This is a genomic window from Mesorhizobium sp. LSHC412B00, from assembly GCF_000503035.1.
GTDB lineage: Bacteria > Pseudomonadota > Alphaproteobacteria > Rhizobiales > Rhizobiaceae > Mesorhizobium.
This window is the reverse complement of sequence record NZ_AYWB01000001.1, coordinates 515,445-539,696: the sequence shown is the minus strand read 5'-3', so window position 1 is coordinate 539,696 and position 24,252 is coordinate 515,445. Positions and strand designations below refer to the sequence as shown.

The 24,252-nt window shown below is 57.2% G+C and carries 21 protein-coding genes; 10 read left to right on the top strand and 11 right to left on the bottom strand.

What is annotated here, in order from left to right; genetic code table 11:
- Positions 1-78 precede the first annotated feature (78 nt).
- Positions 79-336 (bottom strand): hypothetical protein, encoded by a 258-nt coding sequence (locus X757_RS162020; RefSeq protein ID WP_023725102.1) that lies wholly within the window; start codon positions 334-336, stop codon positions 79-81.
- A 632-nt stretch (positions 337-968) separates the two neighbouring features.
- Complete coding sequence (locus X757_RS162025; RefSeq protein ID WP_023725101.1) at positions 969-2,369, bottom strand: M20/M25/M40 family metallo-hydrolase; 1,401 nt, start codon at positions 2,367-2,369, stop codon at positions 969-971.
- 416 nt (positions 2,370-2,785) lie between these two features.
- Here X757_RS162025 and X757_RS162030 point away from each other — a divergent pair, with 416 nt between their 5' ends.
- Together X757_RS162030 and X757_RS162035 are read left to right on the top strand one after the other, a co-directional pair.
- On the top strand, positions 2,786-3,661 hold the full coding sequence (locus tag X757_RS162030) for a LysR substrate-binding domain-containing protein (RefSeq protein ID WP_023725100.1): 876 nt from the start codon (positions 2,786-2,788) through the stop codon (positions 3,659-3,661).
- A gap of 743 nt (positions 3,662-4,404) precedes the next feature.
- Positions 4,405-5,604, top strand: a complete 1,200-nt coding sequence (locus X757_RS162035; RefSeq protein ID WP_023725099.1) for a PLP-dependent aspartate aminotransferase family protein — start codon at positions 4,405-4,407, stop codon at positions 5,602-5,604.
- Positions 5,605-5,760: 156 nt separating this feature from the next.
- On the opposite strand, the gene X757_RS0133210 is transcribed toward X757_RS162035, so the two are convergent.
- Genes X757_RS0133210 through X757_RS162055 form a run of 5 tightly spaced genes read right to left on the bottom strand, consistent with a single transcriptional unit; the run spans position 5,761 to position 11,169 of the window.
- Positions 5,761-6,732 carry an ABC transporter ATP-binding protein gene (locus X757_RS0133210; protein ID WP_031198302.1) on the bottom strand — a complete coding sequence of 324 codons (972 nt, stop codon included), beginning with the start codon at positions 6,730-6,732 and terminating at the stop codon, positions 5,761-5,763.
- Between the two features lie 5 nt (positions 6,733-6,737).
- Positions 6,738-7,727, bottom strand: a complete 990-nt coding sequence (locus X757_RS162040; protein ID WP_023696840.1) for an ABC transporter ATP-binding protein — start codon at positions 7,725-7,727, stop codon at positions 6,738-6,740.
- Positions 7,724-8,644 carry an ABC transporter permease gene (locus X757_RS162045; RefSeq protein WP_023725098.1) on the bottom strand — a complete coding sequence of 307 codons (921 nt, stop codon included), beginning with the start codon at positions 8,642-8,644 and terminating at the stop codon, positions 7,724-7,726. The genes X757_RS162040 and X757_RS162045 overlap by 4 nt, the downstream gene beginning before the upstream one ends.
- Positions 8,641-9,576 carry an ABC transporter permease gene (locus tag X757_RS162050; RefSeq protein ID WP_023683344.1) on the bottom strand — a complete coding sequence of 312 codons (936 nt, stop codon included), beginning with the start codon at positions 9,574-9,576 and terminating at the stop codon, positions 8,641-8,643. Before X757_RS162050 ends, X757_RS162045 begins: the two co-directional genes overlap by 4 nt.
- A gap of 21 nt (positions 9,577-9,597) precedes the next feature.
- Positions 9,598-11,169 (bottom strand): ABC transporter substrate-binding protein, encoded by a 1,572-nt coding sequence (locus tag X757_RS162055; protein ID WP_023725097.1) that lies wholly within the window; start codon positions 11,167-11,169, stop codon positions 9,598-9,600.
- Positions 11,170-11,853: 684 nt separating this feature from the next.
- Here X757_RS162055 and X757_RS0133205 point away from each other — a divergent pair.
- Positions 11,854-12,822, top strand: a complete 969-nt coding sequence (locus tag X757_RS0133205) for a LysR substrate-binding domain-containing protein (protein ID WP_023725096.1) — start codon at positions 11,854-11,856, stop codon at positions 12,820-12,822.
- A gap of 40 nt (positions 12,823-12,862) precedes the next feature.
- Positions 12,863-13,318 carry a RidA family protein gene (locus X757_RS162060; protein WP_245275023.1) on the top strand — a complete coding sequence of 152 codons (456 nt, stop codon included), beginning with the start codon at positions 12,863-12,865 and terminating at the stop codon, positions 13,316-13,318.
- Between the two features lie 39 nt (positions 13,319-13,357).
- On the opposite strand, the gene X757_RS162065 is transcribed toward X757_RS162060, so the two are convergent.
- On the bottom strand, positions 13,358-14,494 hold the full coding sequence (locus X757_RS162065; RefSeq protein WP_023725094.1) for an aminotransferase class V-fold PLP-dependent enzyme: 1,137 nt from the start codon (positions 14,492-14,494) through the stop codon (positions 13,358-13,360).
- A 4-nt stretch (positions 14,495-14,498) separates the two neighbouring features.
- Positions 14,499-15,509 (bottom strand): ornithine cyclodeaminase family protein, encoded by a 1,011-nt coding sequence (locus tag X757_RS162070; RefSeq protein ID WP_023683339.1) that lies wholly within the window; start codon positions 15,507-15,509, stop codon positions 14,499-14,501.
- 227 nt (positions 15,510-15,736) lie between these two features.
- Here X757_RS162070 and X757_RS162075 point away from each other — a divergent pair, with 227 nt between their 5' ends.
- The 6 genes from X757_RS162075 to X757_RS162100 all read left to right on the top strand — a co-directional run bounded on the left by X757_RS162075 (position 15,737) and on the right by X757_RS162100 (position 22,532).
- Complete coding sequence (locus X757_RS162075) at positions 15,737-16,894, top strand: FAD-binding oxidoreductase (RefSeq protein ID WP_084629378.1); 1,158 nt, start codon at positions 15,737-15,739, stop codon at positions 16,892-16,894.
- Between the two features lie 172 nt (positions 16,895-17,066).
- On the top strand, positions 17,067-18,629 hold the full coding sequence (locus tag X757_RS162080) for an ABC transporter substrate-binding protein (protein ID WP_031251007.1): 1,563 nt from the start codon (positions 17,067-17,069) through the stop codon (positions 18,627-18,629).
- A 64-nt stretch (positions 18,630-18,693) separates the two neighbouring features.
- Complete coding sequence (locus tag X757_RS162085; RefSeq protein ID WP_023725091.1) at positions 18,694-19,632, top strand: ABC transporter permease; 939 nt, start codon at positions 18,694-18,696, stop codon at positions 19,630-19,632.
- A 2-nt stretch (positions 19,633-19,634) separates the two neighbouring features.
- Positions 19,635-20,510 carry an ABC transporter permease gene (locus X757_RS162090; RefSeq protein WP_023725090.1) on the top strand — a complete coding sequence of 292 codons (876 nt, stop codon included), beginning with the start codon at positions 19,635-19,637 and terminating at the stop codon, positions 20,508-20,510.
- Complete coding sequence (locus X757_RS162095; protein WP_031213837.1) at positions 20,507-21,535, top strand: ABC transporter ATP-binding protein; 1,029 nt, start codon at positions 20,507-20,509, stop codon at positions 21,533-21,535. Before X757_RS162090 ends, X757_RS162095 begins: the two co-directional genes overlap by 4 nt.
- Positions 21,528-22,532 (top strand): ABC transporter ATP-binding protein, encoded by a 1,005-nt coding sequence (locus tag X757_RS162100; RefSeq protein ID WP_023725089.1) that lies wholly within the window; start codon positions 21,528-21,530, stop codon positions 22,530-22,532. Before X757_RS162095 ends, X757_RS162100 begins: the two co-directional genes overlap by 8 nt.
- A 277-nt stretch (positions 22,533-22,809) precedes the next feature.
- Here X757_RS162100 and X757_RS162105 read toward each other — a convergent pair whose 3' ends face one another.
- Positions 22,810-23,502: an amino acid ABC transporter permease gene (locus tag X757_RS162105; protein ID WP_023669865.1), complete on the bottom strand. Its 693-nt coding sequence runs from the start codon at positions 23,500-23,502 to the stop codon at positions 22,810-22,812.
- A gap of 17 nt (positions 23,503-23,519) precedes the next feature.
- Positions 23,520-24,236, bottom strand: a complete 717-nt coding sequence (locus tag X757_RS162110; protein WP_023703916.1) for an amino acid ABC transporter permease — start codon at positions 24,234-24,236, stop codon at positions 23,520-23,522.
- Positions 24,237-24,252: the final 16 nt, after the last annotated feature.

The window sequence follows — 24,252 nt, the reverse complement described above, 5'->3', positions numbered from 1 at the left end:
CTGCCGAATTGGCAGCGGGCTCCCCTTTGGACGCTACCCAGCCGAGATGAATGGCAGCAACTCCGACAAGCAGAGAAGTCACCGAAGCTCTGGCCGTGGTGGTTTCACTGAGTGGGGCAGTGGCAGTTTGAGGCGCACCTTCTGGCCGGCAGCAAAGTTCTGAGCAAATTGTTCGGTTTCGAATTGCTGCGAGACTTTGCCGCCCTCCACGATTTGAACCGCCCACTGACCGTATATGTGTTCGATTAATACGCTGTTGCTCACCGGTTCATTGCCCATGGCCCCGTACTTCCACAATACACCAGCATAACGATCACAAAGGTGGACCTCCATCATGTCCTGAAACCTCCACACGCCTGCTCTGACGCAGAGCAAAAAGCTTTCGCTTCCGCTTCTGTCGAGACCTTTTGAGTGCGGAAAAGGCGGTAGCGCTCTAGTCTAAAAAAACTCGAACCCCAAATGAGAGCTCCTATCAAGTTTGCAGACTTGCGGCCATTTTCTACGGTGTTGGGCGTAATGAACCTATCTTGGTGCTGCAATGATCCGCGGGGACCGGAAAGTCTGTCCCTAAGCCGACAAACTGTTTCAACAACGCGAGCGACAGCTTCGCACCTCATTCACGAGCCGGCCTTGAACGGGTGGCCGCCATCTTACCATGGAGTTCCCTTCAACGAGAGGAACTCGTCCCTGCCGACCGATGCACCGATCTAGCCGCTTCGCCAGCACATGCAGCGACAAGCTCATGCAGGCCGCTCCGGCCACGAGGACGGCAGTGCGCATAGCAGCGAGGCTCTACATCTAATGCAGAAACCGTTGGCACAATATGGTGGCGTCCATCTCTTCTCGATCATCTTTTCCAAGCCAGCGCGGGGCCGCCGGTCTATACCTGCTGGAAGCGGCCGGTGAGATGGTGTCTGGTGCCAAATCACCTCCGAAGGTCTCGAAAGTCGACAGCCTCGCCACGGCGTCTATCCTGCGATCCGCAGTTGGATTTCTTCAAAGATCCTAACCCAGCTGCGAACGCCCTTTCGTAGACGTCGCGTATCGTAGTGTTCGTCTGGCGCATGGATGGAGTCACCGGGCAAGATGAAGCCGATGACGACGCACTCAACGCCAAGAACCTCGCTTAGTTGGTGGACTAAGGGTATCGCACCACCTGTCCCTCTCAGAATGGCAGGTGTTTCCCACTCGCGTTCCAGTCCGTGCGCAGCGGCAGCTACGAAAGGGCTGTCGTGCGAAAGGACTACCGCCGGACTGCCGTCATCACCCTCAAATTCCACAGTGCAACCCTTCGGAAGCTTCGATTCAACGTAGGCCCTGAACCCGGCACGGATCTTCCCCGGTTCCTGTGCATCGACGAGCCGGAAGCTGAGACGTGCTGTTGCACTTCCAGGCAAGACTGACCGTCCGCCCGGTCCTTGATTGCCTCCCGTGATGCCGTTCATGTCGACGGTGGGGCGTGCCCACATTGCTTCCAGCGTGGTATATCCTTCTTCCGTTATGCCGCCGCTCAGGTTGACCTCTTCAAACCGGCCTGCGTCTTGTTCGAGCCCCCGCCATCGCCGACGCAGATTATCCGGAATCTCGCGAACTCCGTCGTAAAACCCCTCAATGCGCACTCGCCCAGCTTTGTCATGAATGTCTGTCAGAATGTTGCTCAGTATGCGGATGGGGTTCGCGGCCACGGCACCGTAGTGGCCTGAATGAAGATCGGGATTGGGCGCCAAGATGGTCACTCGCTCGTGGACCAGCCCCTTGAGTCGTGTCGTGATGGCTGGCTGGGTGGGCGACCACATCTCCGCATCGCAGATGAACGCGACGTCGCATTGAAGATCATGCCGATGCGCTTCGATGAAGGCAGGCAAACTTGCCGAACCCGACTCCTCTTCCCCTTCCAGCATCACGATGATGTCGGCTGGAAAACTGCACTCGATACTTTTCCATGCACGGAGAGCCTCGATGAACGTCCAGAGCTGGCTTTTGCTGTCCGATGCACCTCGGCCGTAAAAGCGATGAGCGCCATCTTCTTCCTCGATCACGCGCGGCTCAAACGGCGAATGCGTCCATTGTTTCAAGTCGCCGACCGGCTGCACATCGTAGTGTCCGTAAAACAGCAAACGTGGGCGCTCGATCATGGAGCCTGCGGGAGAACTGGCGAGGACAACCGGGTGACCGTTGGTCTGGATGATCTCCGCGGAAAGCCCGATCGCTGACAACTCCGACTTGAGCCAGTGAGCCGCGCGACGAATTTCTGGTTCGCCCGAAATCTCGTTCGAAACCGACGGGATAGAGATTAACTCCAGAAGTTTGCGGACTGAAATCTCAAAATTGTCGTCAATGTCACGGAGCACATTCTCCACATCCGGCATGTTGATCACCTTAAGTGCGCAAAAATTATATCGCGGACGCCGTCAGACACAGCGGACGACCTTGAGAGATCCTTCGCTCGCGCTTTTCGTTCCCGTTGATCCCATGCTTGGTTGCCAGGAGGCGCTCGATATCGCCCCAGAGCTCGCTTTCGTCCTCCAGGCCGATACTCAGGCGCAATGTTGCGTCGGGCGCCTGGCCATGACGTCGCGCTTCGGAAGCCGTCGATGGACAGGCGCTGGATGCACTCCAACACCAAGAGATGCAAAGTCCTCGGTTGGCCCTTCGGGTGTAACAACGAATTGGATGAGAGCGCCTTTCCAAACCACTGTGAACGCTGTACGGATTTCGATCGAAAAGGACGCGAATTTTCCGCACATCTATTCGCGTGAGTTATTGAATTGAAGTGGCGGCATCGATGAATTTTCGGCAGGTTGAGGTCTTCCGGGTAGTGATGACCAACGGTACCACGGCCCGCGCGGCTGACGTTTTGCATGTGTCCCAGCCAGCGGTCAGCAAGATGATCCAAGAGCTGGAACGCTCGCTTGGTTTCGATCTCTTCCAGCGGATCAAGGGTAGACTCCACCCTACTCCCGAGGGACAGCTTTTCTTCCGCGAGGTCGAACAGGCATTTGTTGGCCTCAGCCATCTCAGGGGGGCGGCCGCCCGCATTCGAGACTACGGCTCCGGCGAACTCAGGATCGCTTGTCTTTCGGCGCTCTCGACCAATGTTCTTCCGCGCGCCCTTCGCGCCTTTATGGATCGAAATCCGAACATCGCCGTCACCTTCCAGACGCGCATGTCCTCTAATGTGCGCGACCTCGTCGCTTCCGGCCAGTTCGACCTCGGGATTGTCGCTGACGAGATCGATCGCACGGGTGTTGAGGTGAGCGAGTTTGCGCAGTTTCCAGTAGCCGTGGCGGTGCCCAAGGGACATCCACTCGAGTCCTTGGACATCATCCGCCCAATCGATCTTGCCGGCTGTCCATTTATCGCTCTCGCCCCGGAAGACACGACCCGACGCGACGCCGAGCACGTTCTCAAGGAAGCCGGCGTCGCGATACGAACTGTGATGGAAACGCCCTATTCGACAACGATCTGTGCGATGGTGGCTGCTGGTGTCGGCGTCGGCCTTGTCGATCCTTTGACCGCACAGCCGTATGAGGGCCGCGGGCTGACCTTGCGGCCGTTCGAGCCCGCACTTTACTTTCGAACCCTCTTGATCACGCCGCCCAATCGTCTCCCCTCTCGTATTATTGCGGAGTTCCTCGAGGACTTGCGGGCCGCGATCTGAAATGGTCGAACACACTCGTGCGTCAGGTTGCTTCCGGATGAGTGGATATGCATCGGCTCTTGCCTGCTCCGATGACCAGTCCTTTACGTGAAGAGTTCCCTCCATCACACTTCCACGGCTCACATCCCGCTCCACGAAACCCTGCAACCCACCTTTCACCAACACGCTTCCCGGCTGAGATGCATCCAACTAGTTGATGAAGAGAAGCGGCGTGCCGCTGCGAGTATCGGCTGCTCAAGCTTGAAAGTATTCCCACCACTCGTCCATCGACTGCATCATGGGAAGGACGCACAGGTTCGTCCAATGGTAAGATCTAGGCCTCCTATTCCGTCAGGTTATTGGGTGGCCGGCGGCTGAGAAAGCGTCGCCTCACCGGGATGCGCGATCAGACCTCCTACACGGGCTCGGCGCTCGACAATGGAAGGCACACCAACGGTGCCCCATCATAGCTCACAATTGGCTCGAGCTGCACGCAAGGTCTTTCTGGATGACCTCGAATTGCGTCTCTCAAGCTGTTGCGAACAGGTCTCGAAATGATGCCTTCTGCTAAGTGCAGCACTCGCATGCATGGCATGCTCTTGTTGCGACGGCAAAGCGCCGAATGGCGGACTTGAAGCCGACCCGCGCTCCAGAGAACTCCGTTAAGGCCCATAACCTAAGAGAATAGCAGCGCCATTTGTTGCTATTGGACGGGATACATCCCCGCATGTCAACAATGGCGTCATTAACGGAGACGGGATCGAATGCATGATGACACAAGATCGGTGGCGAGGTTCGCGGTGAGCCTGGAAGGCTATGACAGCCTGACCGTTCCGATACATCGCGCCTCGACAATCCGGTATCCGGATGCCGCGTCCTTCGCCGCCCGGTTCGAGCGCAGTGCTGATGGATATGTTTACGGGCTCTATGGAACGCCCACTCATCGGTACTTGGAGAAGAAGATCACCGAACTGGAAGAGGGCGCACGCACACTGCTGGTGCCTTCCGGTCAGGCTGCTGTCGCTTGTTCCATGCTGGCCCTTGTTGCCGCACACGAGAAAGTACTCATACCCGACACCGTGTATGGCCCCGTGCGCGATTTTGCCACCCATGAGTTGGCGTCGCTTGGCATTGAGGCCGTCTTCTACGATCCCGTCGACTTGCGCGCACTGGATTCCCTGATTGATGCGCGCACGCGCCTCGTCTGGACAGAGTCTCCAGGGTCAATAACGCTGGAGATGCAAGACATTCCGGCGATTGTCCTGATAGCTCACGCCAAAGGCGCACTCGTCGGGTGCGATAACACATGGGCTTCTCCCCTCAATTTCAGGCCGATCCGCCATGGCGTGGATATTGTTGCGGAAGCTCTCAGCAAACATTTCTCCGGTCACTCCGACCTGGTCTTGGGCTCGATCACCACAAGGGACGACGCCTTGGGCCTGAAAATCAAAGCCTCTCTTGGAAGACTGGGCATCGGCACGTCGCCTGACGACTGTGTGCTTCTGGCTCGCGGACTGGAGACCTTGGCAATACGCCTCGCAAGATCCGACACATCCGGCCTTCGCATCGCGGCTTGGCTAGCCGAACATCCATGCGTTGAAACGGTGATCCACCCTGCGCTGCCTGGCAGCCCTGGCCACGAAATCTGGAAGCGAGATTTCAGCGGCTCCTGCGGTGTCTTCACGTTCATACTGAAGGAACAGTATGCGGGCCAAGCATTCGCTGCATTGGACGCCTTACAGATAATTTCCATTGGCGCTTCTTGGGGAGGAACCAAGAGCCTGATCGCGCCATCAACCGTGAAGGCACTGCGAACGGTTCGGCCTTGGACGGGTCCGGACTACCTCTTTCGCTTGAATGTCGGGCTTGAACACCCTGACGATCTTGAGGAAGATTTGCAGCGCTTCTTCGCGGTGTTGATCGACGGCGAGAGAAATGAACCGCGCAGCGCCGTCCGCGGCTAGTTGTTTCCGGTCGTCGACGTGACTCATGGAGAGAGGGGAGAAAGCTGGTGCGCCCGGACTTTCTCCGCAGGCATGACAACGCGATCGAGGCGAGACCGGAGCCAGCAGGCCGCTCCCCATTTGCGATCCATTCTGGAAGCGCACAGTTCCTGTCGGTCACGCCGCCTTCAAATCGGTGCCGAAATGACACGCGAACTGACGTCCGCGGCCACCACTCTTCATCTCAGGAGGGGTCTGCGAACAAATGCTCTGCGCAATCGGACATCGCGAGTGGAACCGGCAACCGGAGGGAGGATTGATCGGGCTGGGGATTTCGCCCGCCAGCGTGACAAGTCCCCGTTCAGCGGCAACACGAGGATCCGATTGCAGAACCGAAGCTAACAGAGCCCGGGTGTAAGGGTGCTGAGGTGTTCGATAGACCTCCTCGCTCGTACCCTCCTCGACGATTTTCCCGAGATACATCACATAGAGCCGCGTCACGGCCTGTCGAACCAGCGCTAGGTCGTGAGCAATGAAAAGCATCGCCACCCCCAGATCACGCTGCAGCTCCAAGAAAAGATTCATGACTTGAGCCCGGATTGACAGGTCAAGAGCGGACACAGGCTCATCGCATATCAACACCTTCGGTTCGACCGCCAAGGCCCTGGCGATTGCGACCCGCTGCCTTTGTCCACCCGACAGTTCGCGAGGAAACCGGCTATTCATTTGCGAGGGTAACCCAACCTGATCGAGCAACTTGCCGACCTTGGTGTCGATTTGCTTGGCCGAAACCTTGCCGGCAATGACAAGTGCCTCGGCCAGGGTCTCACCGACGGTCTGACGTTCGGAGAGGCTGGCATAGGGATCTTGAAAGATGTACTGGATTGTACGTCGCCGATCTCGTAGCGCGCGCCCCCGGAGGGTTGAAAGATCGGTGCCGTCCAGCACTACGCTGCCATGCTGATGATTCTCGAGACCAACTATGGTTCGTCCGAGAGAGGATTTGCCGCACCCGGATTCGCCGACAAGTCCAACGATCTCGCCGGCATTTAGGTGAACTGAAACGTTATCGACAGCGGTGATCCATTTGTCCCGTTCCCCGCTTTTATAGCGGGTGGTCAGGTCCTTTACCTCGAGGATGCTTTTCACTGTCCTTACCTCAGTTGCTCGTATTTTACAGTGCACGCCATCGAAACAGATGATTGCGGAATGGAGTGCAGTTGGGGCCGGCCGTTGAGACAAACCGGCTGGGTAAATGCGCACCGCTCGGCGAATGCGCATGCCTCCAGAGGCGCTCCCATGATCGGCGGAAGCCCGGCAATTCCCCTGAAGGGTGACCCGGAAGGATCTTCCTCTCTTGGAATCGCGTCGACCAAACCACAGGTATAAGGATGGGAGGGTGACACTAGTACGTCCGCTACGGGGCCGTACTCCACAATACGTCCCGCATACATCACGGCGACCTGATGCGCGATGGCGGCAACGACGCCCATATCGTGCGTGATCAGCACGATACCCATGTTCAATCTTTTCTGAAGGCTTTGCAGGAGCTTGAGTATTTGCGCCTGGATCGTCACGTCCAGCGCCGTTGTCGGCTCGTCCGCGATTAGCAGAGGCGGCTCGCTCGCAACCGCAATCGCAATCATGACGCGCTGTCGTAGACCCCCCGACAGTTCATGAGGATATTGTCTCATGCGCTGGACTGGGTCCGACATTCCTACCAGGGAGAGCAATTCCTCAGCGCGCTTCTCAGCTTGCCGGGTGGTCAAGCCTAGCTGCTTTTGCGCCACCTCCGCGATCTGTCGGCCCACCCGCCTGACCGGATTCAGGGCGCTCATCGGATCTTGGAAAATCACTCCAACCGATTTCCCACGAACATGGCGCAGGCTGGAAGGCGGCAAGGCTGCAATATTAGTACCGGCGATGTTGAATGAACCGCTGATCTGGACCGCCAGCCCAACTGGCATAAGGTCGAGTGGCGCGAAGTTCATCACAGTCTTGCCGGAGCCGCTCTCGCCGACAATGGCTAGCGTCTCTCCCCTGCGCACGCTGTAGCTGACCCGGTCAACAGGCCTAAGTGCACCATTCTTGGTGAAGAGATCGACACTGAGGTCTCTTACCTCCAGAACTTTATCTGTGCTCATGTCGCAATCCGCTTTTTCGGATCTTCGATTGGTGCTCGTTCCCATGAGGCAGCGACAAGCCGGCCGCGCCGCAAAACCCAACGTCGCAAGTCGCGCGGCACACGGTTCAGTGCAATCGCTTCGCCAAGCAAGTTGAAGCTGACGACGACTCCTGTGATCGCAAAGCCGGGAAGCAATACCATCCACGGATTGAGATCGAGGTACGGCAACGCATCAACGAGCATCTGCCCCCACTCCGGAGTGGGCGGTTGTATGCCCAGTCCGAGAAACGAAAGAGTCGCAATTGATAGTGCAATCCCTCCTGCATCCGCTGAAACATAGACCAGCACCATTCCTAGCGTTGATGGAAGCAGATGACGGAAATAGATTCGCAGCGGGCTGGCCCCAAGAACCCGGAGTGCTTCGATATGCGGCCGGTTCAATATCCCGATCGCCACGCCGCGGGCGACGCGAGTGGAACCTGCCCAGAACGCCAGGATCAGCGCCAGCACCATGTTCCAGTAGCCCGTTCCGAGCATGCCGATGATTGCGAGAGCTATGATGAGCGACGGAAGCGCCATGAAGAGTTCCACGAAGCGCATCAGGATCTCTTCGGTCCGACCTTTGACGAAGCCGGCGAAAGTACCCAGCGTGACTCCGATAAGGAGCTTGAACGTCACGACAATGGTCATTGCGACGACTGTTGTTCGAGCCGATACAATCAAGCGCGAGAAGACATCGCGGCCGATATGGTCCGTCCCGAGCCAATGATCGGCTGAGGGACCGGCGAAGCGAGCAGTAAGATCCTGTAGGTTGGGGTCGTGGGGGACCAGCCACGGACCGAATGCTCCTAGAAAGAGAAACAGACCTACCCCAATCAGCGCGGACTTTGGAAAGTTGCTGAACGCCTCTCCAACGGAATGCCAAAAGCGCTTCATGCCACCTGCCTCCGCAGCTTAGGGTCCGCCGCAATCATCAGCAAGTCGGCTATCAGGTTCACCAGCGAGACATACAGTACAAACGCCAGGAGACAGGCCTGCATGACCATGAAATCTCTGGTGCGAACGCCTGATACAAAGAGCTCGCCTATGCCGTGAAGGGCGAAAAGCGGTTCGACGATGATCGCTCCGATAGTCATCGAGCCGATCATGTTGCCCAGCGCGCTGACATATGCGGGAACTGCATTGGGTAAGGCATCGCGGAGCATGATATGCAGGACCGAGAACCCCTTCGCGCGCGCCGTCAGGGCATAAGGCCGTGTCATCGCTTCGGAAATGCCGATCCGAAGCACACGAGAAAGCACAGCAGCGGAAGGCGCCGCCATCGCGATTGATGGGAGTACCCAACTCAAAATGGAGCTGTCGCCAAACGAAGGCAACCATCGCAAATTGACGGCGAAAATCAGGATCAGAACTGCGCCTCCGAAAAACACTGGTGTCGACGCGCCTAGCAGAGCCATGAGCCGCACTATGTGGTCGGGGAAACGTCCTGGCCAAGCCGCACCGATCAGTCCCATCGCTGCCGACAAGACTATCGTCACGATGCTCCCCCCGAGAATGAGTTTCATCGTGGTCGGAACCCTGTCTCTGATGGCGTTGCCGACATCTTCGCCTGTTATATAGGCAATGCCGAAGTCACCTTGAGCGACGCCTTGCAACCAGTGCCAATAGCGAACAGGAACAGGATCGTTCAGCCCGAGCTCCTGCGCGACCTGGTCTACCATAGCCTTGGATGCGCCCGGAAAGCGCAGCTCGGCGATGAGCTGAGCGACGTTTCCCGGGGCAGCCACGACGAGCCCGAAACACAATACTGACGCCATCAGCAGCAGCAGTGCTGAGTTTCGCAATCGGCGCCTCAGATAAATAAACATGAACAAGCCACCTCCCCGAAACTAAGACTTCAACACGATACCTCGATAGGGGAATTCTGTATCGGTGGGAGGGACGTTGAAGCCTTCGACCCGACTCGAAGCTGCCCAATATGTCGGCGGGTAGAGGACTGGTGAATATAGGACATCTTCACGAAGCTTGTCGTAGAAGACCTGCAATGCGGCCAACTGAGTTTCACCTCCCACCGCTTCAGTGGCAGCTGCGATGAGTGGGTCCAGACTTGGATCGAGCGCGACCTTGCCGTCGGACCCGCTTTCTATCGTGGATAGGAACAGAAGTGTCACCGAGCCGAATGGATCATAGGGAGCGCCATAGGTCTGAAAGATTGCGATGTCATATTCGCGCTTAGGAATCTCGGAATGACGCGAGGCATGGTCGACGGAATGCACCGTGACGTTTATGCCTATTTCACCAAGCTGCTGCTGAAGAATTTCGCCAAACACCTTGGAGCCGGCGATAAAATCGTCTGAAACTAGAAGCTCCAAGGACAAGTTCTTGCCACTCTTCGAGCGGTACGGCGCGCCAGTCCAACCGGCGTTCTCGAGCAGTTGCTTCGCTTTCTCGACGTCGCGAACGGGTGCGTCATGCCTCGTGCCAGACAAGGGCACGGTGGGCCCGAGAAGATCACCAGCCGGAGCGGCGTCGCCATTGAAGAGCACAGCTGATACGGCAGTCCGGTCGTAGCCAACATCAATCGCCTGTCGTACGGCCTTCTCCGCAAGGGCGGGGTTCCTTTGAGTATTGAAGGAAAGCACCATCGTCATCGAGCCCTGCGCGGTGATGACGTTGATTCCCGCCCGCCGCAAGGTGTCCGCCTCCTGCGATGTCAGCGCAGCGGCTCCGCCGCCGACAATGTCCAATTCATCAGAACGCATGGCATCAACACGGGAACGAGAATCCGGCATAACGGTAATCTCGATCCCGGAAAAAGATGGCTTATCTCCCCAATATTTATCATTGCGGATGAAAGAACTGCCGGAGGTCGAATTTGCTTGAACAATCCACGGCCCAGTTCCAACCGGTGCCTTGAGGGTTCCGTCCTCGTTGACGGAAATGGGAGACAGGAAACGTACGGGCCGAACATAGCTGAGTTCATACATGAGCCCCGGTACGGGCTGCGTAAACTTGATCTCGATCGTGTGCTCGTCGATCTTCTGGACACCCGAGAAGAACTTGGAGGCGTTGATCCAGGAATTGTCCGCAACACCCATCCAGAGTTTCAGGTTCCAGATAGCCGAATCCGCGTCGAAGGGATGCCCGTCGGTAAAACTTACATTCTTCCGCAAATTCAGCGTCAATCGAGTGTCGTTGTCGGAAAGGCTCCAGGATTCTGCGAGGCAGGGTACCGGAGCACCCCTTTCCCCATATCTGATCAATGGCTCGTAAATGAGATCTTGCAGTTGGAACTGGGCGACATAGTCACGCGCGTCCAGATTGGCGGACGCTTTGGCCACCGCGACACGCAAGGTTCCCGTGTGGTTGTCGGCCATGGCAGACCTGATCAGGCCGTCCAACCCCAACAGGAGTGGTGCAGTGGCGAAAGACGTTAGAATGTTGCGACGCGTAAGTGTCATTGAGCTTTCTCCATCGCCCTTTTCCCCATTTTACCTCGCGAGCCGGACGGGCTGCCTCCGCGCGGTTCCGATCTTTCCTCTTGCCGGATTATTTTGGTGAGTCGCCGAAGTGGTGTTGCCGCGATCGTTTCCGCAAACGCCGTCCGAACCAAGGGCAGAACCTCTTTCCAATTCGGCACGGCCGGTATCCACTCCAGCTGTCACATGTAATTTTAAGGAAGGTGACATGGCGCAGATCATGCCGTCTAATATTTTTATCAGCATGAGCTATTCTCGAGGGTTATAGGATGGGATCATCGACGTTCATAAAGTCGGGGCAATGAGGTTGCGTTGACCCTGGCAGAATCTCCCATACCGCAGGGATGATTGGCCTCCCTCCGCCCGCTCTCCGAGGTAACGGGCAGGCGAAATGGCGAGGCATTGCGCCAAGCGCCCGTGAGGTTTTCTCCGATTTTGTGTGATCGCCGATCAGGATCGGAAGGCTTGCGGGCGCATCCTTGAGGCAGCGCGGCCACAACGCTCCCTCATGTTCGCCTGCAAAAAGGGCCAAAAATACGAACGGCTGGCAATGATCTCATTATCTATGAACTGCTTGCATGAGATTATTCCCCAAAGTTATTAGTAGAGACACTCGCCTGGCCTTAGCGTCAAGTAACTGGTTTTTGATAACAAGGGTGGTTCTGGATGGGCAATCAAAGTGCCACTGATCCAGGGAAACACGAGGAATTCACTCCCCGCGAAATCGAGGTGTTCGCCTCGGTTATGCTGCACGGAACAACGACGAAGGCAGCGGACGCTCTGGACATCACGCAACCGGCCGTTAGCAAGATGCTGCAGCACCTTGCGGAGAAGGCCGGCTTCCAGCTTTTCAGGAAGACCCGGCAACGTCTCATTCCGACGCCGGAGGCGCATATGCTGCACGCTGAAGTGCAACGGGTTTTTGAGTCGGCACGAGGTATTTCGCGTGCGGCTAGAGATATCCGTGAACTACGCAGCGGCCGGCTGAACGTATGTGCATTACCAGCTTTTGGACTCACGCTACTTCCGTCGCTGATCACCAGCTTTTCCCAACTTCATCCATCAGTCTCGATCTCGCTGGAGATCCGGAGCTCGATAACCGTTATCCAGCGGGCGAGCCGTAACCAGTTGGACATCGGAATCGGCGTTACCTCATCGGAAGAAAACCCATCAATCGTTCGCCGCGCCTTGACGGCAACTCCGCCGGTTTGCGTGATGCCTGCCGGCCACAAGCTCTCACAATTGCAGGTCATTCAGGCGGACGATCTCGACGGCATCAACTTCATTTCGATGGGATCATCAGATCCAATGCGGCGGCAACTCGACGCCTTGTGCGTGGAGCGTGGGGTGAACCGTTCACTCAAAGTGGAGTCGAGCCTTTCAAGTACCTGCATCAGTCTTGTGGCGTGCGGCATGGGCGTAACCGTCGTTGATCGCTTGTCCGCCTGGACGGCGCGCGACCTACCGATCGAGATCAGGGATTTCCGGCCTCATCTCGATCTCAATCTCAGTGTCTATCGACCATGGGGCGTGATCGCATCCACGGCAGCCGATGCGTTCACCGAACATCTCATCCAGGGCACGCGCAGCTATATGAACGGGGTAGAGGAAGGCATCCTGAACCTCGTGCGCTGAGTTCATAACTTTTCGCCCGATCCGTGCGGCCCCAACTCAATTGACCGATTTTGATCCCGAAGCGACTGTCGCCGCATCTGGCGGCAGCAAAAAGCTAGTTCAGCAAGCTCTGGCCGCCGATGCAACAGCAATGGAAACCAAATTGATGTCAGACATCCAAAGGCTAGAAACAAACGAAAAATTGAGCCGTGTGGTTATCCATCAGGGGGTGGCATATCTCTCGGGCCTGACAGCCGATGACAGAAGTGCCGATGCTTTCGGGCAGACTCTACAGGTGCTGCGGAAGGCTGACGCGCTTCTTGGCAAGGCTCAGTCGGACAAATCGAAAATTCTGTCAGCGCAAATTTGGATGCGCGACATCAACGAGTTTGATGAGATGAACAGGGCGTGGATCACGTGGCTCGAAGGCACGGTTCCTCCCGCACGCGCTACCGTGGGCGCGACCTTCGCGCTCCCGGACATCCGTGTGGAAATCCAATTCACTGCCGCCGTCTGACCGTGTCAGCGAAGGGGAGGGGTCTTGCGGCCCCGCAATTCATGCAATAGCTGCGAAGAGGCGCTTCACATCCTCTTCGTCGTTATAGACGTGAGGAGAGATCCGTAGTTTCTTTCCACGCACGGTCGCAAAAATTCCCTGGCTCTTGAGGTGTTCGGAAAGTCCCTCTATCGGCCTGTCGCCAAGATCGACGATTGCAATATGCGGGGCTCGAAAGCGGTTGTCAGACACCGTTAGATCGAGCTTCGCAGCTTCGTCCCAGATCAATTGGTTGAGGTAATCAAGCCGGGAAAACACGGTTGGGACGCTCCACTCACTCAAGAGGCGAAGAGAAGCGGTCGCAACTGGCAGTACCGCGAAATCGGAGCGTTCGCCCATGTCAAATCGCCGGGCGCCTGGTAGAAACTCAGCCACATCTACCGCATAGAAGTCCGATTTATCGCCGCCTACACGGTTCCACGAATGGTGTTCGAGAGGCTTGCCTGTCGAATGCCATCGGCGGTCCGCGTAAAGAAACGCAAGCCGATATGGCCCGAGAAGGAATTTGTAGGTCGCGAAAACGAGAAAATCCGGACGCACCGTCTTGACATCGAAAGGCAGCGCTCCGACCCACTGGGTTCCATCGACGACGACACAGGCGCCAACCTCCCGTGCGGCGGATGCGATTGCCTCCAGGTCAACCGACATTCCCTCGAACCAGTGCACCATCGTACCTGCGACGACAGCGACCGGCACGCTGGACGACCCGATCGTCGAGATGATCGCAGACGTCCAGTCATTGTCGGCGGGCCGTTTCGCGATTGTGATCGACGCACCTTTTTTCTCCGCCAGTTCGTACCAGACATACCGATGCGACGGATGTTCGTTCTCCATGAGGATGATCGTCGAGCCGGGCTCCACAGGCACGTTGGCCGCGGCAACTGCTGTACCGTAGCTTGTGGCAGCAACGATTGCGATATCGTCCGCATCCGCGTTGATCATCGAAGCGGCCAGTGTCCGTGCATCCTCGACCTCGTCGTAGTACGACCCGATGGACATCTTCCAGGGCGACGCTTTCACCGCCGTCCCGGCTATGCCAGCCTGCAGCGATATTTTCGGGATTGGAGACATGTATGCGGCGTCGAGATAGGAGATCGACCTTGGGAGATCGAAAAGATTACGTTGGCAGTCCAGCATACGATCACACCTCGAAATCAATGGGCGTGCCAAGCGACTTTTCGCGGGCAACGCAGTAAACGAAATTCGCAAGTTCGATATCCTGCGCCGGGACGCCGAGAGAACGGTATAGAGTGATCTCCGCATCGGTAGTGCGGCCGGGGATGGCGCCTTCCAACATCGCGCCGACTTCTCCGCGGATGTCGTCTCGGCTAGCAACCCCGAGCTTGAAAGCTTCGACCATCTCTCCGGCCGCGATGAGCGCCATTGGCATGTAGTCGACCCAAATGCTCGATCTGCGCACGCATTCCAGGTCGAGTTCGCGGCATTGAGACACGCTTGCGCCGACGGCGTTGATGTGAATCCCCGGAGGCAGCCATTCGCCGAAAAGTACCGGCTCCTGCGCCGAGGTTGTGGTGCAGACAATGTCCGCTTCTACCAGGGCGTCTCTTGCGGATGGGAAGACCAATGTCTGAAAGCCTGCGCTCGCCTGTTCTTCGGCGAAACGCGACGCCTTCCCAGGATTTCGCCCCCAGATGTGAAGCCGCTTGATAGGCCGCACCTTCGAGATCGTTTCTATGTGGCGTCGCGCCTGTTCGCCATATCCAAAGATCGCAAGGATTGAGGAGTCGGCGCGAGATAGTGCTCTGGTAGCGACGGCACTCGCTGCCGCTGTGCGCCAGGCGGTCAATTCCCCGCCATCGACCAGTGCAACCGGACTGCCATTTTCCTTATCAAAGAGGATGATAGCTCCTCGATGAGAAGGCAGCCCCAGGGCGAAGTTGTCAGGAAAGATAGAGAGGACTTTCGCACCGAACAGGTCACGGTCGGAGAGCGCCGCGTACATTACGGATAGGCAAGTTCCTTCCGACCCAGGCAGCGTCAGCGTTCGTCGGACATCTTGGCTCGCAACGCCGTTCGACGTCTTGCGTAGCGCTGCTTCTGCGATCTCGAGCGACAGTTCGATCGAGAGCGCAGCTCGAATGGCATTTTTGTCGAGCACCATAAAAGCTGGTGCTTGATGATCGGCACTCATGATGCATGCGTCCCCGGGCAATTTTCGTGCAGCCTATCACCGGCACTCCCGGACTCATCCGCGAAGTTCATAACTTTAAAGCATAAACCACACGTTGCTGGATCGTTGACGATGCATGTCGCTCTCAGCAGAATACGCCAGCAGAGACAGCCGCTTCCAAGACGAACTCGGCTGCATGCTGAGATGCCGAAAGCATTGCTGGGATAAAGCGCTCGGAGCAATAATATATGCGTGCTATCGTTATAGGATCCGGAGTTATTGGTACCTCCGTTGCATACGAGTTGGCGAAAGCTGGAGCGAAAGTTTCTGTCCTTGAGCAGGGTAGAGTTGCTTCTGGCGCTTCCGCGGTAAGTTTTGCTTGGACCAATGCCAACGGCAAAAGACCTCGCGAATACCATGCGCTCAATGTCGCTGGTATGCGCGCCTATATCGATCTCGCCCGTGAGTTCGAGGGCGCGGGCTGGTTCAACCAAACAGGCAGTTTCGAATGGTGGACCACGGAGGCTGCACAGGCAAAGCAGCTGGCGGGAGTAAAGCTTGAACAGGAATGGGGGTATGGCGTCGATTTCATCTCCCGGGATCGCGTTGCCGCGATGGAGCCTGACCTCGATGTTCGGGCGATAGGTGAGGCGCCTATCGTCTATTACCCCGAAGAGGGCTGGATCGATCCCGTTCTGTACGCAGCTTGCCTGTTGCGCAGTGCGTGCGAACGCTGGGGCGCGCAGGTGTACACCGGCACGCAAGTCAAGTCGTTGGAGACGCGGTCTGGACGCGTTTCAGGCGTGCGCACGGCGGCCGGCGAACGATTCGAAGCTGACATTGTGGTGAATTGCGCAGGGGGGGCATGCAAAGAAAGCTTGGGCGAGATTCCCGGCATCCCAATGACGTCGTCAATCGGCGTTCTGGCGTTCACTCAGCCAGTGGCGATGACCTTGAGACGGCAGTTCCACGCTGACGATCTCGATGTCCGTCCCGACGGCGCAGGCCGCCTGATGCTTCATAAGATATCAGTCGACGATCAGCTCTCCGAACCGAAACTGCTTCGGCCCGATGGCATCGAAGCGACCACCATTCTCAATGCTGCACGTGAGCTGCTTCCAGCGCTCGAGGCAGTCAGCATCGAGGCCGTCAGGACGACGGTTCGTCCGATTCCCGGCGACGGATTGACCTGCGCCGGCCCGATGCCGCAAGTCGATGGGTATTATGTTGGCGTGACACATAGCGGTGTCACGATCGCCCCGCAGATGGCCCGGTTGCTGGCCGATGAGATTGTTCACGGGAACATCCGCGAAGAACTCGCCATGTTCAGACCAGCGCGCTTCTTCGGCGGAGCCCCTGGCAGCGTCGTACCCAAATCCGCGGTTGCCGGCCCCAGCCACGACTGAGCATTCAGGCAAGTCAAGCACCGAGGTGTGGCGCTGCCGTAGGAGATCAACCAGTCCGGAATTCGAATCGAACAAAATGAGCGCAGCCTCGGAAAGGGGCGACAATCAAAAGGAAGCGCAAGGGTCGAAGGCTACGCAGAAGACAGGTCATAACCATAACAGGGGAACTCAGATGACACTTCTTTCACGCAGAACTCTATTGCTGGGATCGGCGGCCATTGGCGGCCTCTTGGTCACCGGTGTTGGCACGAATCAAGCTTCGGCAGAAGAAGGCAACACGTTGCGACTGCCGATCGGTCGCGCAGCGGGAAATCTCGATCCGCAGCGTTATGTCGGCATCTTCGCCGTGCAGGATATGATCTTCGACCCGCTCGTGCACTACTCTTCAGGCGGCAAGATCGAACCGGCTCTGGCTGCCTCGTGGGACAAGTCACCCGATGACAAAGTATACACGTTCAAGCTTCGCCCCGAGGTGACGTTCACGGATGGCGAGCCTTGGAACGCCGAAGCGGCAAAGTGGAATATGGATCGCTGGCTTCCGAAGGAAGACTACAACTGGATGCGTATCAGCGCGAATCTCGACAAGATCGAGATCGTCGACCCGATGACGATCGCAATCCATTTCAAGCAGCCGACTCCCACGGCTCTCGTAGAGTTTTCCTATGTCAGGCCCGTAAGGTTCCTGAGCCCTAAAGCAGTTGATGGAGAGGGTAAGTACGCATCTCCTGTGGGAACCGGTCCGTGGAAGATCGAGAAGGACGCGCCTGAGGGCACCGACCTCATTCCCAACGAAAGGTACTGGGGGGCAAAGCCTTCTGTTGACAAGGTTTCGCTGATTGTCATGCCGGACGCACGCAGTCGGATGTCGGCGCTACGAGCAGGCGACATCGACGCGATGGGCGGACAGTTCATCGCTCCCGTCAGTCCTCAGGATGCGAAGACCCTTGAGTCTTCCGGCATGACCGTGGTGACCGACACGGGCACGGATACGATTGTGCTCGGCTTCAACCCGCGCATCGATACTTTTAAGGATGTGCGTGTTCGCGAGGCGTTCAACCTGCTTATCGACCGCGAGGGCATCTGCAAGGCAGTGATGAAGGGTTTTGCCACGCCTACGATGAACCTTTATCCCGAGGTGATCGCCTATTCGGGAACCCGATTTGAAGTTCCGAAGCGTGACCTGGAAAAAGCTAAGAGCCTGCTCGACGAGGCCGGTTGGGTTGGAGAGCCTGTCCGATCCAAGGACGGCAAGCAGCTGAACATCGATCTTGTCATATCCGAAGACGCGGTCCCGAGCTCCCGGGCCTTAGGCGAGGTTATACAGGCGTTGCTTTCGGAAGCCGGTATCGGTGTGAAGTTGCGCAACGTCGACCACGCTACGCGTCACGGTGATATTCCGGAGTTCAAGTATGATCTCTCGCTGTTTATAACCAACGGCGCGCCGTATGACCCCTTCAATTCAATTGGTTTGATGGTCCTCTCGACGATCGAACCGGGAACGGATGGAAAGATCTACGAGGACAAGGCGGTTGACCCACTGATCCTCAAGGCACTCTCGGCTCCGGAGCCCGAGCGGGCTGAGGCATTCCAGGCCGTTTTCACCTGGCTGCATGACAACTGGGCGATGATGCCGCTGTTCCACGCCCAGCGAATCTGGGCGCACAATGATCGCGTCAAGGCTTTTGCCATACCCGCGACAGAATACGAGATGCCGCTGAAAGGCACATCTCTTTAAGCTGTACCTGTGCCTCGGCTTCGCGCCGAGGCACCCATAGTCTCAGGAAAGCCAAAGGTTCGCCATGCTGAGAATAGCCATGAAGCGCGGTGTTTCCGCCGCCATCCTCATCGCCATCGCCTCTGTGTTCTCTTTCATCTTGATCGCAGCGTTTCCCGGAAACGTGGCCGCGCTCATAGCTGAGTTGAGAGGCGGCTTTGTGTCGCACAAGGTCGTTGAGCAGGTGGCGATCGAATACGGCCTGAACGATCCGCTGCCATTGCGATATGTGCACTGGCTCGGCGATGTGTTGCAGGGCGATTTGGGAAGGTCGCTGCGAACCGGTCAGCCGGTCTCAGAAGCCATAATGGAACGCCTTGAGCCCACTCTGGTTCTTATTGCTGGCGGCGGCATTGTCATGCTGATCGTTGGTGTCGGGCTCAGCTTCATGGGTGCCATGTGGCCTAACGGAACGACAGACCGGATGATCCGCGCCTTCGCCGTTTTGAACGTGTCGATCCCAAAATTTTTCCTAGCCTCAATGCTCATTTATGCGTTCGGCGTGACGTGGAACGTGTTTCCCACTTTCGGCTTCAGGGGACTTTCCAGTTGGATTTTGCCGAGCATCGCCATTGGGGTTGTTCCAGGTGCGCTCCTCAGCCGCGTCGCACGGGTCGCGCTGGAGGAAACTATGAGCAAGCCTTATGTCATTACCGCGATCAGCAAAGGCTTCAGCAGACGAAGAATTCTTTTTCGCGACGCCTTGCCGAATATCGTCCCGGTCGTTTTGACAGCGTTTGGAATGGCGCTGGCCCAGATGGTGCCCAACGCGTTCATCATCGAACCGATTTTTTCGTGGCAAGGTCTTGGCGCCTATTTTGTTGAGGCAGCTCGCTTCCGGGATCTCCCAGTACTGCAGGCGTGCCTGCTGATCTTCTCCGTGCTGTTCATTGTGGTGAATCTCGTCGTCGACCTGATCGTCATTGTCGTCGATCCGCTTCAACGTCGGGCTGCGAGGGCCTGATCATGATTTCGATAAAATCATTCTTTCGCAGCGTCGGCTGGCCGATCTCGCTGATGATCGGGTTCTTTGTCTTCATCGCGATCTTCGGCTCACTGGTCAGCCCTTATGACCCGAATACGCAAAACCTTCTTGCTCCAACTGAATCGTTTTCAGGAGTCTATTGGCTGGGCACCGACAACCTCGGGCGCGACGTGCTCAGCCGACTTATTGGGGGTGCCCAGACCACGCTCGTGGGTGTGACTATTGTCCTGTTTCTTGCCGGCATATTCGGAATGTTGGTTGGGACCATATCCGGCTATTTCGGTGGCTGGATCGACGAAACCCTCATGCGTATGGTCGACTTCGGCCTCAGTGTGCCTAGTCTCGTGGTGGCGCTGGCGATCGTTGGTGTATTCGGCCCTAGCTATTGGAATATGATCATTGCGCTGGCGATCGCCTGGACGCCAATCTATGCCCGGCTGACGCGAGGTGTGGTGGCGGCGGCAGTAAACCAGCCGCATATCGAAAGCCTTCGCGTTTTGGGCGCCAGCCGACTCAGGATCATATTCAAACATCTGGTGCCGGTCGCATTGGGATCCGTGCTGATCTACGCGAGCGCGGACGTCGGTATTTTGGCCCTCGCGATCGCTAACTTGAGCTTTCTGGGGCTCGGTGTGCAGCCGCCGCAAGCGGAGTGGGGACAGATGCTGGTTTCGAGCCTGCCCTATCTTGAAGAAGCACCGCGCCTGGTGATCCTTCCGGGGCTCGCGCTTACCATCATGGTCGTAGGTTTCAACCTGTTCGGCGAGAAGATCGCGCTGTCCAAGAACCCGCGCCGGATGACCAAGCGGAGCTTGGCCGCCCGCAAGAAACTGTTCATGAAGGAGATCGCGACATGAGCACTGGGAGTTCCCCAACACCTGCATTGCTCGAAGTCTCCAATCTGTCGGTGACGCTCCATACGGCGAGAACCAGCGTCAAGCCGGTCGATGGCGTGAGCTACCGTGTGGACGAAGGCGAGGTCCTGGCGATTGTCGGCGAAAGCGGCAGCGGCAAGACCATCCTCAACATGGCGCCGCTATCTCTGCTTCCGACGGGACTCGACGCTGAAATAGAGGGGACGGTGAAATTCAACGGCCTCGACATCCTGCGAGCGCCTGAGCAACAAATGCGCAAACTGCGTGGCGGCGAGATCGGCGTCATATTTCAGGATCCGTTGAGTTCTCTCAACCCGGTCCGACGCATTGGAAGGCAGATCGCCGAGGTCTCGGAATTGCACCTTGGCATGACTGCGGCGCAGGCCGACAAACGAGCCGCCGAACTGCTGGCGTTGGTCGGGCTACCCGATCCACTAAGCCGACTGCAGCAGTATCCGCACGAGCTTTCCGGGGGTATGCGCCAGCGCGTTGGCATAGCGATGAGCATTGCCGGCGAGCCCAAGCTCCTCATAGCGGATGAGCCTACCACCGCGCTCGATGTCACGGTTCAGGCTCAGATCGTGGAGCTGCTGAAAGACCTACAGAGGCGCCTGCAGATGGCCATCGTGATCATCACTCACGATTTTGGTGTGGTCTCCGGCATGGCGACCAAGGTGGCGGTGATGTACGCCGGCCGGCTGTCAGAACTGGGTCCGGTGGACGACGTGCTGATGACGCCGGTCCACCCCTACACCAAAGGTCTGCTCGGTTCAGTTCCATCGCTAAATGCAGACATTGGTTCGAAATTTATTGGTCTTCCTGGCCAGCCGCCAGATCTGTCTCGGTTGATACGCGGTTGTGCGTTCACGCCACGCTGCGCTTCGGCGCTGCAGAGCTGCAGCGCCACTCAACCGCACTTGCTTTCCGTACCAGGAGAGTCGTCGACGCACGTCGCCGCATGCCCGGTCATCATCAACAAGCTTGCGCGAGTGATGGAAGATGCCTGAGAACCTCATTGAGATCGTCGATCTCAAAACTCACTTTCGCGACCGCCACACAGGGGCTGAGATTAAGGCCTGTGATGGCGTGAGCCTGAAGATTGGCGCGGGCGAGATTGTAGGATTGGTCGGGGAGTCGGGATGCGGAAAATCGACACTGGGTCGGACGATCGTCGGTCTCGAGAGCGCCAAATCCGGAGAGATCCGATTCAAGGGCGAAAATTTCCTGGCTATGAGCGGCAAGCATCTGTTCGAACGAAGGCGCAAGATCCAATACATCTTTCAGGATCCGCTTTCCTCGCTGAGTTCCCGACAGACGATTGGTCAGGCGATCGATGAAGCGCTGCTCATCAATGGGGAGAACAACCATTCCGCGCGGGCGGCACGTGTCAAAGAACTCTTGGACCAAGTGGGGCTGCCCGAACAGATAATGGAGCGCTATCCGCGCGAGATGTCGGGTGGCCAACGTCAACGCGTGTGTATCGCGCGATCGCTTGCTGCCAACCCAACCGTACTCATATGCGATGAGCCTGTCAGTTCGCTCGATGTCTCCATCAGAGCGCAGATCATGAACCTGTTTCTGAAGCTGCGCGATGATTTCGGAATGTCATGTCTTCTCATTGCGCACGATCTGGCCATCGTTCGCCAGGCCGCACAGCGCGTCTACGTGATGTATCTCGGCCGCGTCATGGAAGAAGGTGAGAGCGGCGCGCTCTATAGCCAGCCCGCACATCCGTATACACAGGCGCTGCTCAGCGCGGTCCCGTCGACAAATCCAGTTGAGGAGCGCGAACGTCAGCGGATCATTCTAAAGGGAGATGTGCCAAGCCCTGTGAATCCGCCGACCGGATGCCGTTTTCGTACGCGCTGCCCTGCCGTGCAAAGTGTTTGTGAGACATCGCCTCCGGTCAACAGCTTGTCGGAATCGCATCTCGCAAGTTGTCATTTCGCTGGTCGGATCAAAGCGGGTATCCTGCAGGAATACGACGTGAGACAAGTCGGATAAACCGGCGTGGGAGACGGAGAGGCCCAGGTTCTCCAATATTGATGCGTACTCGCGGCGCCGAATACGGCTTGGGGATCTCCATGCCAGTAGCCGGAGACCGGATTCCTCTGGTCAGCACAGTCGCAACGTTGCGTCGGCGCGATCGGTGCTTCAGTCGGCATTCAGCGGTACATACATCGGCTACTTGGGTTTCTCCTCAAGCTTTTCATCCCCGAAAGAATTGCCTCCCAGGTGCGGCTCGATATCCGAAGCTTGACGATTCTATCCCACATCCGCCTCACGTCCGCACCCTCAGCGCCTGCTCCAGCCTGTCGGCAATCTGTGTGACGATATAGGCAATCACCATGTAGATCACGACGGCAATCACGAAGGCTTCGAGGTAGTAGTAGTTCAGGGCGGCGGTCAGCTGGGACTGGGCGAAGATATCGACGACCTCGATGGCGAATCCGAGAGAAAGCGCCTTCATGATGACCATCATCGAAGTCGTCAGGTCGGGAATTGCGGTGAGGGCCACCTGGGGAAACAGGATACGTCGAAACAGTTGGCCGCCCGTATAGCCGAGCGAATGGGCCGCGTCCGACTGACCGGTGTCGAATGCATTCAGGGCTCCCTTGATAATCTCGGATTGGAACGCGGCGACACAGCCGGTAATCGCAACGACAAGAATGACCCAATTGGGGGTTTCGTGAGCGTTGAAGTTGATCCCGAGCAACGAGAACAGGAACTGAAATGCGGGCGGCAGACCGAAATAGGCGAGGAAAATCACGATGACCATTGGAACGCCCTTGAAGACGATCTTGTAAGTCATGATGAGCTCTCGCAGAACCGGCACCCGTCTGTATTCGATCAGCGCGAATATGCTGCCGACTATCGTCGACAGGACGAAAATCAAGAGTGCCATTCCAACGGTCACGGGTACGGCACTCAGAATTTCCTGCGTGTCCTGGAGCAAAATGTCGGTATCAAACATGGTTGAATACCCTTACGTCAGACGCTCGCGAGGAGCTCGTTCTTGATCGGAGTTGTTGTCGTTGCCTCTGGCGCTTGCATCGGTGATCGAAGCTCGAAGAAGCGCACGATGAGCCATGCGACCAGGCACATCAGCGAATAGATGACCGCCAGGACGAGGTAGGTTTCGAACTGGAACTGGTTGTAGTCGCGCTCCATGATCAAATGCGCAGTCGCCATGACGTCGGCGGCGCCGATGTACATGACCAGCGCAACGTTATGGATCAGGTAGATGACGGAGTTCCCGTAGCCCGGTAGTGCGAAGTGCACCGCTTGCGGGCCGACGACGCGAGTAATTTTCTGCCGGAACGTATATCCAAGGCTATCGGCCGCATCGTGCTGGCCGCGATCGACGGCAAGATATGCAGGCCGCATGACTTCCGACAGATATCCTCCATGGTAGAGGCTCAACCCCACCATGGCAGCCATCGTCGGCGAAATAAAATCTTTGGCGCCGAACAGGATCACCAACAGCGGAAGCCCATAAAACGCGACGAACAGCTGCAGGACGACAGGAACGCTCCGGGCATAGGACACGTAGAGGTCCACCAGGTGACTGATCAGTGGCACCCTGCGAACACGGAGTGTTGTCGCGATAAGAGCCAGACAGAACCCGGAAATGAGGGCCGTAAACGTGATGGCGAGCGTCAGCGGCAGTGCCGAGAGCAACTCGGGAATCATAGCAGATACATCCACTTTGAAACGCTCCTTC

Coding starts and splice junctions, on each gene's coding strand:
- X757_RS162080 (WP_031251007.1), top strand. CDS start 17,067: ATGACACTTCTTTCACGCAGAACTCTATTGCTGGGATCGGCGGCCATT.
- X757_RS162050 (WP_023683344.1), bottom strand. CDS start 9,576: ATGTTTATTTATCTGAGGCGCCGATTGCGAAACTCAGCACTGCTGCTG.
- X757_RS162030 (WP_023725100.1), top strand. CDS start 2,786: ATGAATTTTCGGCAGGTTGAGGTCTTCCGGGTAGTGATGACCAACGGT.
- X757_RS162045 (WP_023725098.1), bottom strand. CDS start 8,644: ATGAAGCGCTTTTGGCATTCCGTTGGAGAGGCGTTCAGCAACTTTCCA.
- X757_RS162100 (WP_023725089.1), top strand. CDS start 21,528: ATGCCTGAGAACCTCATTGAGATCGTCGATCTCAAAACTCACTTTCGC.
- X757_RS162105 (WP_023669865.1), bottom strand. CDS start 23,502: ATGTTTGATACCGACATTTTGCTCCAGGACACGCAGGAAATTCTGAGT.
- X757_RS162090 (WP_023725090.1), top strand. CDS start 19,635: ATGATTTCGATAAAATCATTCTTTCGCAGCGTCGGCTGGCCGATCTCG.
- X757_RS162025 (WP_023725101.1), bottom strand. CDS start 2,369: ATGCCGGATGTGGAGAATGTGCTCCGTGACATTGACGACAATTTTGAG.
- X757_RS162070 (WP_023683339.1), bottom strand. CDS start 15,509: ATGAGTGCCGATCATCAAGCACCAGCTTTTATGGTGCTCGACAAAAAT.
- X757_RS162095 (WP_031213837.1), top strand. CDS start 20,507: ATGAGCACTGGGAGTTCCCCAACACCTGCATTGCTCGAAGTCTCCAAT.
- X757_RS0133205 (WP_023725096.1), top strand. CDS start 11,854: ATGGGCAATCAAAGTGCCACTGATCCAGGGAAACACGAGGAATTCACT.
- X757_RS162040 (WP_023696840.1), bottom strand. CDS start 7,727: ATGAGCACAGATAAAGTTCTGGAGGTAAGAGACCTCAGTGTCGATCTC.
- X757_RS162065 (WP_023725094.1), bottom strand. CDS start 14,494: ATGCTGGACTGCCAACGTAATCTTTTCGATCTCCCAAGGTCGATCTCC.
- X757_RS162055 (WP_023725097.1), bottom strand. CDS start 11,169: ATGACACTTACGCGTCGCAACATTCTAACGTCTTTCGCCACTGCACCA.
- X757_RS162020 (WP_023725102.1), bottom strand. CDS start 336: ATGATGGAGGTCCACCTTTGTGATCGTTATGCTGGTGTATTGTGGAAG.
- X757_RS162075 (WP_084629378.1), top strand. CDS start 15,737: ATGCGTGCTATCGTTATAGGATCCGGAGTTATTGGTACCTCCGTTGCA.
- X757_RS162085 (WP_023725091.1), top strand. CDS start 18,694: ATGCTGAGAATAGCCATGAAGCGCGGTGTTTCCGCCGCCATCCTCATC.
- X757_RS162035 (WP_023725099.1), top strand. CDS start 4,405: ATGCATGATGACACAAGATCGGTGGCGAGGTTCGCGGTGAGCCTGGAA.